The organism is Sporolactobacillus sp. CQH2019, from assembly GCF_028765345.1.
Classification (GTDB): domain Bacteria; phylum Bacillota; class Bacilli; order Bacillales; family Sporolactobacillaceae; genus Sporolactobacillus.
In genome coordinates this window covers 172,457-183,692 of record NZ_JARAJZ010000008.1, presented here as the reverse complement: position 1 = coordinate 183,692, position 11,236 = coordinate 172,457, and the positions used below count along the sequence as shown (strand labels likewise).

The window sequence follows — 11,236 nt, the reverse complement described above, 5'->3', positions numbered from 1 at the left end:
GCGGTACCACCCAGATTAGTGCCCGCTCCGCCCGGCAGAACAGCACCCGCTTATTCCCTTAACGTGGGTATTCGGCGGACGGCGTCCAGCAAAGGATGCCGCCGCAGCTCAAAGGCGAGTTCACTTGTTCGTCGGACCGGCTCGCACCAGACGCCGGCTCTCTGTTTCCGTATCTACTATAAGTTACTGTTCCTTTTCATCGCCGCTTGGATAATCATGCTGTATAGTTCATTTATAGTCCATTCTATGTAATCCGTCATAACGTGTCAATACAGGGCAGGTTGAATTTGATCATTTTTCTTAAACAGAGATCATCCTTTCACCCCCCGGCGCGTTATGTTTACGCAGAATTATGCTAAAATTTTCGATAGATTGCCGAAAGGGGCCATCATGTATGCCCGAAACAAAGCGGCCGGATTTTTTCGGCCCGGATAAACGTTATTATTCCTGGAATACCTATCTCAGAAGCAAATTTGGAGAAAAAATCTTTAAAATTCCGCTGGACGGCGGATTCGACTGCCCGAATCGTGACGGAAAAGTAGCCTACGGCGGCTGCACGTTCTGCAGCCAGAAGGGTTCCGGAGATTTTGCCGGAGACCGCCGTGACGATCTGATCACACAATTCAATACGGTGAAAACGAGAATGCTGAAAAAGTGGACACATGCAGCCGGCTATATCGGTTTTTTTCAGGCCTTTACCAATACATATGCGCCGGTTGAAAGACTCAGGGAACGTTTTGAAGTCATTCTCAAGCAGAAAGGATGCGTCGGATTGTCGATCGCGACACGTCCGGACTGTCTTCCGGACGATGTCGTCGATTATCTGGCGGAACTGAACAGCCGCACCTTTCTATGGGTCGAACTCGGCCTGCAGACCGTCCACGACCGGACCGGGCGCCTGATCAATCGGGCACACGACTATCAGTGTTTTGCCGAAGGCGTCGAAAAACTGCGCAGGAAGAGCATTCCGGTCTGCGTCCATATTATTGACGGGCTGCCGGGCGAAACGACGCAGATGATGATGGAAACGGCCCGAACGGTTGCAGGGCTCGATATCCAGGGCATTAAAATCCATCTTCTTCATCTACTTAAAAAAACAGCGATGGTCAAGCAGTATGAAAAAGGTCTGCTGAAGTTTCTCGATTTCAATACTTATGTGAACCTGGTCTGCGACCAGCTGGAAATCCTGCCGCCGCACATGATCATTCACAGACTCACCGGGGACGGTCCCGCCGATCTGATGATCGGTCCGATGTGGAGCCTGAACAAATGGGAAGTGCTTGACGCCATCGACGACGAGCTGGCGAGACGTGACAGCTGGCAGGGGAAATATTATCGGCCTCAGGCTGCCCGATCGCCCGAAAACTGAATGCTGCATGAAAAATTGAAGAAAGCGGGCACTCGAAAGGGCGCCCGCCTTCTGGTCTGCTGCGTTCAGACGCTTTGCCGCAGCCTGCGGTAAATCCATCCGTTGACAAAGAAAAACAAACCGCAGCCCCCGGAACGCCGAATTAATTTTCTGGCCAGAACCCGTACATTGCGCTGCCTGGCCACTTTTCTGTCTGCGAGATAGATGCCGAGCAGCCCGCGATTGATCATTTTGTGAAAGTTCCGGTCCGGCATGCCGTCAATTGCCGCATCCGCTTCCTCAATAAAATGATTAAAGCGGGCCATCATTTCTTCCTCACTGTTGTAATAAAAGCAGAAGTTGAGATCCCCTTCCTGTTTATCCTCTTCCTGATCAACAAAATAATCCATTAAAATATGCAGACCCTGAACCCATGGAAAATAACTGTTCTTGATCGTCTGAACGAGCTGCCCCATCTCACGGCCCCGGGCAGCCGCATAGGATACGATGCAGAAAATGCCGAGGGTGGAACCCGAGCAGGCAGCAAATTCATACCAGCTCATTTCAGGAAATCTGTTCTTATACTTCTGAAACCAGGCGATCAGCCGCGGAACGCGCTGATCCTTTTCGACATGTTTGTGCACCTGAAGATCGCAATAAAAACCGGCCAGCTCATGCAGTGCCGGCTGAATGTCGCCGAGCGCAGTCAATCGGGACAGAACGCCCTGACAGGTCGATACAAGATCCTGAAGATAACCGCCGTCGGACGAGACGTCCCGATATTGATAATAATCGGACGGGCCGGTGCCCGGAGTCAGCGCGTGCAACATGGCGCTGTGAAGCCTGCGGAAGTCCACGGGATCAAGCGATACGCTTCTGTCGCACAGATTGTCCAGATAATCGCTGATCGTCTGGTAGGCAACGATAAAAGAAATCACTTCGCTTCTTTTTTCTCCGGCGAGCAAACTGTAAATAGCGCCGCCTTCACAGTGGAACGCTTTCGTCTGCAGGCTTGCAAGCGCCTGTCTGCGCAGTTCCGGGTCCGGAATGGCGCGCGCTTTCTTTTTCCAGTTTTCAAGCTCGCCGTGTACTTGCGGAAGCACTTTCCGATAAATTTGCGCCATCAGCCGCAGCGGTCCGGATGGTACGGCCATGAAGAATACCTCCTTTGCCCGTCTTAATTTGTCTTTCTCTGAACCGTCTACACTATGAAATAGTTTTCGTCTCCGCGCCGTCGAATCCGTCTAAAAAATTATTTTAGCGATACGGCCCGGCTCAATCCCCTTTTTATTATAATACACTATTATCGAAAAAATTTTCGTTTCTTGTCGTACGCCCGGCTTCAATTTTCCCGAATCATTTAAAAAGCCGTTTTCCGCTCTCAAGCCCAACGGAAAACGGCTTTAATCATGGTTTTTATTTTTCGGATGCCGAGGAACCCGCCAGAACCTGCTGCTTCAGCAATTCGGCCTTATCCGTTCTTTCCCACGGAAGATCAATATCGGTCCGTCCGAAATGGCCATACGCTGCTGTCTGAAGATAAATCGGCCGGCGCAGATCAAGCATTCTGATAATACCCGCCGGACGCAGATCGAAATTGTCGCGGATCAGTTCTACCAGCCGTTCTTCCGCCGCCTTCCCTGTCCCGAATGTATCGACGGAAATCGAAACAGGCTGAGCCACACCGATCGCATAGGCAAACTGAACCTCGCATTTATCGGCAAGGCCTGCCGCAACAATATTCTTGGCCACGTAACGCGCGGCATAGGATGCCGAACGGTCGACTTTCGTTGCGTCTTTGCCCGAAAACGCGCCGCCGCCGTGATGGGCATATCCGCCATAAGTATCGACAATGATTTTGCGCCCCGTCAGGCCCGCATCGCCCTGCGGCCCTCCGATGACAAAACGTCCTGTCGGATTAATGAAGAATTTGGTTTTACTGTCGATCAGGTCCTGCGGCAGTGTCGGATAGATCACATGATCAAGCAGATCCCTTTTGATTCTGGCTTCAGCCACATCCGGATCGTGCTGTGCCGAAACGACAATCGTGTCAATACGCGCCGGACGGCCCTCTTCATCATACTCTACCGTTACCTGCGTCTTACCGTCCGGCCTCAGGTATGTCAGTTCGCGGCTTTTTCTGACGTCGGCCAGGCGTTTGGCCAGTTTATGCGCGAGTGAAATCGGCATCGGCATCAGCTCGGGTGTTTCGTTAACCGCAAAGCCGAACATCAGTCCCTGGTCGCCGGCTCCGATCGCCTCTATCTGGTCATCCGTCATTTTCCCCTCACGCGCTTCAAGCGCCTGGTTCACGCCCTGGGCAATATCCGCCGACTGCTCCTCGATCGATGTCAGAATCGCACAGTTCGAAGCATCGAATCCGTATTTGCCGTCGTCATAGCCGATGTCCCTGATCGTCCGGCGCACCACTTTCGGTATATCGACATAAGTCGATGTCGATATTTCTCCCGTGACAAGAACGAGGCCGGTGTTTACGGCCGTTTCGCAGGCCACGCGCGCGTTGGGATCCCCTTTCAGAATCTCATCAAGAATCGCATCTGATATTTGGTCGCAGATTTTATCAGGATGGCCTTCCGTCACCGATTCCGACGTGAACAGTCTTCTTGAATACTTTTTCTTCATTTTCCTTCCCTGCCTTTCAAACATTATATACAAAATAGTTATAACGGTACCCGATCCGTGACTTTTCTTTTAATAAGGCATGAAAAAGGCCCGTTCCCTTGTGTAAAGGATTAGGCCGTTTCTTATCACGCATCTCTTATTAATCAGAAGAAAATTTCTCCTGCAGGTTAGCACCGTACCGCAAGCGGCCGGTTGCCGGGCTTCACCGGGCCTGTCCCTCCACCTACTCGGAATAAGAGCAGCCATATTATAATTCCCATAATAACGCAGGGAATTACCACTGTCAATGAAATTCCGCCGCCTCTTAAAGGGCGGTTTTGAGCCATACCATTATGCCGGTGCGTGCAGGAGATTCCGGCAATTTTTCCGAAATAATTATGGTTCACTTTTTAAGTGTGCTATACTTTAGGTGTCGAAAGTATGATGGCTATAAAATGAGGAAGGGATGTTAATATGAATGTGACGGTTTCCAATACGCTCATCTCTGAACTGTTCAAAGCGAAAAATACCTTTGTGAATCTGTCTTCTGCAGAACTTGTTGAGAAAGCGCTCGCTAAAAATGAAGGCGCTTTAACGGACAAGGGGGCACTGGCCGTGACGACCGGAAAATATACAGGACGGTCCCCCAAAGACAAATTCTTTGTAAAAGATGAAACAACAGAAAATCGGATTGACTGGAATCGAAACCAGGCGATCGGTGAATCTGTTTTCGTTAAGCTTTATCAGAAAGTCGTTCGCTACTTGAACGATCAGCAGGATCGTTTTGTTTTTCAGGGTTTTGCCGGAGCCGATCCGAATCATCGTCTCTCCATTCAGGTGGTCAATGAATACGCCTGGCAGAATCTGTTCTGCCGTCAGCTGTTCATTTGCCCGACTCCGGATGAACTGAAGAGCCACAGTGCCGATTTCACCGTTCTTTCCGCCCCCGGATTCAAAGCAGATCCGGCGATTGACGGTACCCGTTCGGAAGCATTTATCATTATTTCCTTCACGCATCGCATCGTTTTGATCGGCGGCACCGAATACGGTGGCGAGATCAAGAAGTCGATCTTTACAGTGATGAACTATCTGCTTCCGCAGAAACAAGTTATGTCGATGCACTGCTCGGCAAACCAGGGAAAGAACGGAAAAGTCGCTTTATTCTTCGGCCTTTCCGGCACAGGAAAAACGACTTTATCAAATGTTCCCGACCGTGATTTAATCGGCGATGATGAACACGGCTGGTCGGATCAGGGTGTGTTCAACATCGAGGGTGGCTGCTACGCAAAAACAATCCGGCTTTCAAAAGAAAAAGAGCCGCAGATTTACAACAGCATTCAATTTGCCACTGTTCTCGAAAACGTTGTCATCCATCATGATGACCGCAAACCGGATTATGACAACGGTTCTCTGACAGAGAACACGCGTGCTGCCTACTCACTTGAAAATGTCCCGAACGCATTGATTCCGAGCGTCGGCGGACACCCGAATGCCATCATCTTCCTGACGGCGGATGCATTCGGCGTGCTGCCGCCGATCAGCCTGCTGACGCCGGAACAGGCTATGTACCAATTCCTGTCGGGATACACAAGTAAGCTGGCCGGAACCGAAAGAGGCGTGACCGATCCGGAGGCTACCTTTTCAACCTGCTTCGGAGCACCGTTTATGCCGCTTCCGGCATCGACCTACGCCGAACTGCTGGGTGCAAGAATCAAAAAGCATCACGCGGCTGCCTATTTGGTCAACACAGGCTGGACGGGCGGACCGTACGGCGTCGGAAAAAGAATGCAGCTCTCCTATACTCGATTGATGATCCAGGCTGCGCTTGAAGGCAAATTTTCCGATACGGAAACGGTCACGGATCCGATTTTCGGCCTGCACATTCCGAAAAAATGCCCCGGCGTTCCCGACAAAGTCCTGCTGCCGTGGGAGACGTGGTCCGACCGGGATGCATACGATAAAAGCGCCCGGCAGCTTGCCAAAAAATTCAAAAACAACTTCGGCAGTTTTCCTGAAGCATCCGAAGCGATCCGCTCTGCAGGGCCGCTGGCTGAATAATAAATGTGAACAATCAAAAAGGCATTGCCCTTTATTTTCGAGGGCGATGCCTTTTTTTAATCATCAAATGCATCCCGATGCACATGAAGAACCCGGCGGCCGCCGAATTTCCCGGCAGCGATCGCCTTCATTGATTCGGAAAGCACGCGGTCTTTCATCAAAAAACTGTATCTTCCGTCCGTCGCAATCGAATCGGGCAGCCTGCTGATAAATCGCGGACCTCCGGTTTCCAGATAGCTTTTTTTCAGTTCGATCCGATCGATCTCGCCATAATAAATATTCTTAACGATGGAATCGGTTTTTCCGTCGACACGATACTGGCCGACTGGAAACAGGCGGCCGATATGCGCCCCCGTCTCTTCATCGACTTCCCTGCGCGCAGCATCGTCGGCATTTTCACCCTTCTCCACTTTACCGCCCGGGAATTCGAGGCCCCGGCGCAAATGCAGCGTGAGCAGCCATTGTTCATGAAAACGGCAGATGACCCAGACGTGCTTCGGCCGATCGGAAAACGGAAAATCGGCAACAGCAAGACTGACCCTGTTTCCGTAAAAATCCTCAAATGTTTTAATCGCAGCCAAAAAAAATCGTCTCCCCGGTTTTTCAGCGTCTTTCCGCTCCGCCGGCTCTTTTTATTTCGGCAATTTTCGCCCGCTTTTTGCTCATGGATAAGGCGCCCGTTGCTCATTATTGTACCACGTTTTTTCGCATACTTCTCCGCTTTTGTCCGTTTTCGCGCGCTGCACTTATCCGATATTCCTTTTCTGCCATTTCTGATAGCGTTTCCATTCATTTTCAAGCTCAGACAGCGTCCATCTGTTCAAGCTGCCCGGATCGCTGGTCACTCTGTTTTCCTTCAGCATTTCAATCAGATATTTTTTCCGATTTTCCACTGCGGTTCTTAATAAATTAACATTATTCATCCTCTGATCGGGCCGCCGGATAAGTAACCGTTTTCAAAAAGATCCGACGCGCACCCTTCACTCCTTCCATATTATCAGAACGCCGTCTCGGCCTTTCCCGATATCATTTCCGTCCATGCCTATCTAAAACCCGGCTGATTGCCAAAACGCAATTCCAAAAAATTTCAGCGTCTCCGTATCTTTGAAAGCATCTGTTCTCTTTAAACGGAACACCGCCGGACGCAGACCTTGCCACATGGATTCGGATACTTTTTATCTGAAATCAAGAATGTACTTATTTTCACAAATTTAAATACTAATATATATATTATATATCAAATATACGGAAAAGTATGCAATTTCAGCGAAAAAAAAGCGCTTCTTATAAAAAATCAGAAATGAGGTTTCGGATTGCCGAAAAACGGCTATATGATTACTAACCCTAACCCCAATACACTTTATGTATCATCCCGCTCCTGTGAGCGGGATTTTTTCATAGGGCAGATGTTTCCGCTCCGATCCGTACGATACGGAACGGAGACCGGCTGCCTGCGAAAAGCAACACGCGCCTCTCACGACGCATCAAGCATTGACCATGCGGCTCCGCCTGACTTTCTCCTGAAAATCCGTTTGTTCCTGCCGCGTCATTTTCTTGAAGTCCTTAATAAACGCTTCGTATTTGGGCATGACGTCCTTCATCCGTCCGTAATCGTCAACGCGTCCGTACTGAATCCACAGCGCCTTTTCACAAAACTGCTTCATCTGACCGATCGAGTGGCTGATAAAGAAGATCGTCTTCCCGCTTTCTTTGAACTCATTCATTTTATCCAGACATTTTTCGGCAAAGGTCTGATCCCCCACGGAAAGCGCCTCATCAATAATCAGAATATCGGGATCAATATGGATCGAGATGGCAAAACCGAGTCTCGACCGCATCCCGCTTGAGTATGTTTTGACCGGCTGATCGATAAAATCGCCGATATCGGCAAATTCAATAATGTCAGGTGTCAGCTCTTTGATTTCATTTTTATTGAAGCCGAGCATTAGACATTTCAGCTCAATATTTTCTTTTCCGGTCAATTCACCCTTCAGACCGGAAGCAATCGCAATCAGTGCCGTTTCGCCCTTGACGGTGACCGTGCCCGATGTCGGCGGAACAACGCCGGCAATAATGTTCGACAGCGTTGATTTACCGGAGCCGTTGACACCGATAATGCCGATGACATCGCCTTTTTCCGCCTCAAAACTGATATCCCGAAGCGCGTAAAACGACTTGCCGTAGCTCTTCGGAGAAATAAGATCAAGGATTTTCTCAGAATTTTTAGTGTACATCTTATATTTTTTCGTGACGTGACTCACGATAACCGATTTTCCCATAATGAACCTGTCCACCTTACAGATAGTCTACGAAGTGATCCCTGAATTTCATATGGATCACCGAACCGAAAATGAACATCAGAGCAATGACGGCCCAGAAATAAATCGTATACTTAATGTGTTCGATGCCGTACCACGAGATGCCGAGAAGGGAGGCCCGATACCCCTCAACAAGATAGTACATCGGATTGAGCAGCATCACGTTCTGCAGAAAAACAGGCAGCCGCGACGGTGCCCAGAGAAACGGCGTCAGATAGATCATCATGCGCATCAGCGAGATCAGCACCTGCTGCAAATCACGGACAATGGTCGTCAGTGTCGAGGTAATCAACGACGCGGACAGCAGAAAAGCGAGCGCCGCAAACATGAAATAGGGCAATTGTATAATATAGAAACTTATTTTGAAATCTGTAAACTGCAAAATAACGATGATGATGGCCATTAGCATTAAATGCTGGTAAAACTTTTCAAAAATGACATAGCTCGGAATCGTACTCATCGGAAAATTCATCTTGGCAATGAACCAGATACGCGAATAAATGGATCTTCCGCCTTCCATGATGGCTGGATTGAGGAAAAACCAAAGACATATTCCGGAAATCAGCCAGACAACATAGGGAACTTCTATGCCGTGTCCCATATATATTTTCGTATTCCGGCTCAAAATATAGCCGAAAACAAGCCAATAAATAAGAATCTGAATCGTCGGGTTGAGAATCACCCATAACATGCCTAAATAATTATTATTGTTCTCGCTTTTCAGTTCATAGAGCGACAGCCGTCTGATCAGATAAAAGTTGCCGACCTGCTCTTTAATCACTTTCCATGCAGATTTCATAATCCAATCCTTCCACATCACTGAGTCGTGCATGTCTTCCTGCGGCCGGTTTCGCAAAACCTCCAATCAATACTTTAGCACAGCTTTAGTAAAAAAGGAAATCCTCCCAAGCGTGCCCAGCCGGCGTGTCCGTCATTGAAAAACCGCCGCTTTCGCCGTTTGCTCCGCCCGTGAATACAGCCACCAGTTATTCGCACCCCTGTTTCCGTTTGCGACCGGTTTCTTCTCCTGTTCCAGAGGAATGATTGCCGCCGGCTTTTTCCCGTTTTCGCATTCCTCTTCCCGTCATGTTCCTTTCATGCCGGGCATCAGGGGGGAGAAAGATCAGGCGGCACTTGGAATAGGTCGGGCGTTTCCGTTTATTTATTCGGCTAAATAGGATATAATAATAAGATTAACAGGAAAGGGGATTTTGACACATGGGATTTAATCGAGGCCCTCAAGAACCGGTTCCTGAAGCAGAAACGGCTGTCTGGACGTGCACCAATGAATCATGCTCGGGATGGATGAGAGATGCCTTCTCGTTTGACAGTCATCCGAAATGTCCGCTCTGTCACTCCGAAATGAAGAAAGAAACGAGAATGCTTCCGGTCATTGACTGATTTTTCAATGAAGGCCGGTCAACGAGCTTGACAGGCGTTATTCAAGCAGTCTAAATACGGCAGGATGTTTCCGCTAAAGATATTCGGGGATGTCCTGCATTTCTTTTACCGGATAAAATAGTGATCCCGGCACTGATCCCCCGCACAATTCAGTATCCTATTTCTGTATCATTCTGAATAAAGCGCCGTCCGATACGATCTCCCTTCTTTACAGATACAGCTCCCGTATTCTGAAAAAGATACTTTCCTCAACCGGCCGTCGATACTTTATTCCGCCTGACTGTAATACTTTCTAAAAGTACAGGAAAATGGGAATCCGACTACCCATTTTTTGGATAAGTTACGATACAATAGATAGGCAGGGACAGAAGGTGATTCTTTGAAGCTGAATAAAATGAAAAGAAAATATGCCGACAGGCGGGGATGGCGCCGGATCATCGGAAGCCGCATGACCCGAAAATCGTTCATGTGGCCTTCGTTCCATGGAGAGGCCGTACTGCTTATTTTTGACGATATCAAAGCTCCTCTTTCGGTCATCTATGGAGGAATCCGGACAAAAACAGTGGACCGCTCCTTTTCCTGGCTGCAGCTTTTTCCCGCCTCTCCGGCACATTTTGTTCTGACAGCAATGTTTAACGCGGAAAAACAGCTGGTCCAGTGTTACTTTGATGTCACATATCAGGAAGGGTGTGATCCGGACGGTGTTCTCTGGTTCGATGATCTTTACCTGGATATCATCCTTTTCCCGAGCCATGACCTCTATCTGGTTGACGAGGATGAGCTGAACGAAGCGCTTAACGCCGGAATCATCACCCCGGAAATGTATGATTTGGCATGGCGGACAGCGCGGTGTCTCGGGACCTTTATTAAAAACAATCCCGATCATTTTCTCAATCTGGTCCGTGATCTGCGCAGCATATTTACAGATTGAACGACAGGGGGCTTTTCTGTGATCGTAAAAATAACGGATATGAAAGAAACGGATTTCCTTCCTTATATGCACCGGATGGTACAGCAATATGCAGTTGAAAAACAGCGGAGCGGAGCGTGGACGGCGGAAGACGCGCCGCATAACGCGATCGACGAGTTCAACCGCCTGCTGCCGCGCGGTTTCTTCACACCCAATAACCATTTTTTTACTTTTCTGGACGGCTTCGGAAGAAAAATCGGGAGGCTGTGGCTTTATTATCATCTGAATGAGTCAAACAGGAACGCCTTCATTTATGACTTCGAGATCTTCGATACCTTTCAGAATCAGGGGCTCGGCCAGGCAGCGCTGAATGCGCTTTGTGATTATTGCCGAAAGGCCGGCCTGGAGAAACTGAGTCTGCATGTCTTTGCCCATAATCAACGTGCGATGCATGTCTACCAAAAGCTGGGCTTTGCGGCAACGGACGTTAACATGCTCAAGTATCTGTAACCCGTCCGGACGGACGCATAATACGGACCCCGGCAGCGCAGCTTATGACCGGGGGGAGGTGTGCTATGC

11 protein-coding genes, 1 riboswitch and 1 other annotated feature (1 of these 13 only partly in view) are annotated in these 11,236 nt (G+C 49.0%); of the genes, 5 read left to right on the top strand and 6 right to left on the bottom strand.

Translation table 11 applies throughout. The features are described 5' to 3' along the window. Positions 1 to 209 (bottom strand) — a binding site (T-box leader) (it extends 40 nt beyond the left edge of the window). Between the two features lie 185 nt (positions 210 to 394). Then, positions 395 to 1,369, top strand: a complete 975-nt coding sequence (gene mnmL / locus OYT88_RS13080; protein WP_274400615.1) for a tRNA modification radical SAM protein MnmL/YtqA — start codon at positions 395 to 397, stop codon at positions 1,367 to 1,369. 65 nt (positions 1,370 to 1,434) lie between these two features. On the opposite strand, the gene tbcS is transcribed toward mnmL, so the two are convergent. Both tbcS and metK read right to left on the bottom strand, forming a co-directional pair. Next, positions 1,435 to 2,502, bottom strand: coding sequence for a tetraprenyl-beta-curcumene synthase (tbcS, locus tag OYT88_RS13075; RefSeq protein ID WP_274400613.1), 1,068 nt, complete (start codon positions 2,500 to 2,502; stop codon positions 1,435 to 1,437). A gap of 262 nt (positions 2,503 to 2,764) precedes the next feature. Continuing rightward, positions 2,765 to 3,991: a methionine adenosyltransferase gene (gene metK / locus OYT88_RS13070; protein ID WP_274400611.1), complete on the bottom strand. Its 1,227-nt coding sequence runs from the start codon at positions 3,989 to 3,991 to the stop codon at positions 2,765 to 2,767. 133 nt (positions 3,992 to 4,124) lie between these two features. After that, positions 4,125 to 4,230, bottom strand: a riboswitch (SAM riboswitch). A gap of 214 nt (positions 4,231 to 4,444) precedes the next feature. Between metK and pckA the strand changes: the two genes are divergently transcribed. Continuing rightward, a complete protein-coding gene (gene pckA, locus OYT88_RS13065; RefSeq protein ID WP_274400609.1) occupies positions 4,445 to 6,028 on the top strand; it encodes a phosphoenolpyruvate carboxykinase (ATP) in 1,584 nt (527 codons plus the stop codon). 56 nt (positions 6,029 to 6,084) lie between these two features. Here pckA and ytkD read toward each other — a convergent pair whose 3' ends face one another. The 4 genes from ytkD to OYT88_RS13045 all read right to left on the bottom strand — a co-directional run bounded on the left by ytkD (position 6,085) and on the right by OYT88_RS13045 (position 9,145). Further along, positions 6,085 to 6,609: an RNA deprotection pyrophosphohydrolase gene (ytkD, locus tag OYT88_RS13060; RefSeq protein WP_338000553.1), complete on the bottom strand. Its 525-nt coding sequence runs from the start codon at positions 6,607 to 6,609 to the stop codon at positions 6,085 to 6,087. A gap of 165 nt (positions 6,610 to 6,774) precedes the next feature. Further along, positions 6,775 to 6,951, bottom strand: a complete 177-nt coding sequence (locus OYT88_RS13055; RefSeq protein WP_274400607.1) for a Fur-regulated basic protein FbpA — start codon at positions 6,949 to 6,951, stop codon at positions 6,775 to 6,777. Positions 6,952 to 7,512: 561 nt separating this feature from the next. After that, the gene (gene tagH / locus OYT88_RS13050) at positions 7,513 to 8,307 is read right to left on the bottom strand and encodes a teichoic acids export ABC transporter ATP-binding subunit TagH (protein ID WP_274400605.1); all 795 of its coding nucleotides are present in this window, start codon (positions 8,305 to 8,307) and stop codon (positions 7,513 to 7,515) included. A gap of 16 nt (positions 8,308 to 8,323) precedes the next feature. After that, positions 8,324 to 9,145 (bottom strand): ABC transporter permease, encoded by an 822-nt coding sequence (locus tag OYT88_RS13045; RefSeq protein ID WP_274400603.1) that lies wholly within the window; start codon positions 9,143 to 9,145, stop codon positions 8,324 to 8,326. 419 nt (positions 9,146 to 9,564) lie between these two features. Between OYT88_RS13045 and OYT88_RS13040 the strand changes: the two genes are divergently transcribed. The 3 genes from OYT88_RS13040 (at position 9,565) to OYT88_RS13030 (ending at position 11,167) form a co-directional block, all read left to right on the top strand. Continuing rightward, positions 9,565 to 9,747, top strand: coding sequence for a cold-shock protein (locus OYT88_RS13040; protein WP_274400602.1), 183 nt, complete (start codon positions 9,565 to 9,567; stop codon positions 9,745 to 9,747). Positions 9,748 to 10,126: 379 nt separating this feature from the next. After that, the gene (locus OYT88_RS13035; RefSeq protein ID WP_274400601.1) at positions 10,127 to 10,678 is read left to right on the top strand and encodes a ribonuclease FAU-1 family protein; all 552 of its coding nucleotides are present in this window, start codon (positions 10,127 to 10,129) and stop codon (positions 10,676 to 10,678) included. Between the two features lie 18 nt (positions 10,679 to 10,696). Next, entirely contained in the window at positions 10,697 to 11,167 is a 471-nt protein-coding gene (locus OYT88_RS13030) for a GNAT family N-acetyltransferase (protein ID WP_274400600.1), read from the top strand. Positions 11,168 to 11,236 lie beyond the last annotated feature (69 nt).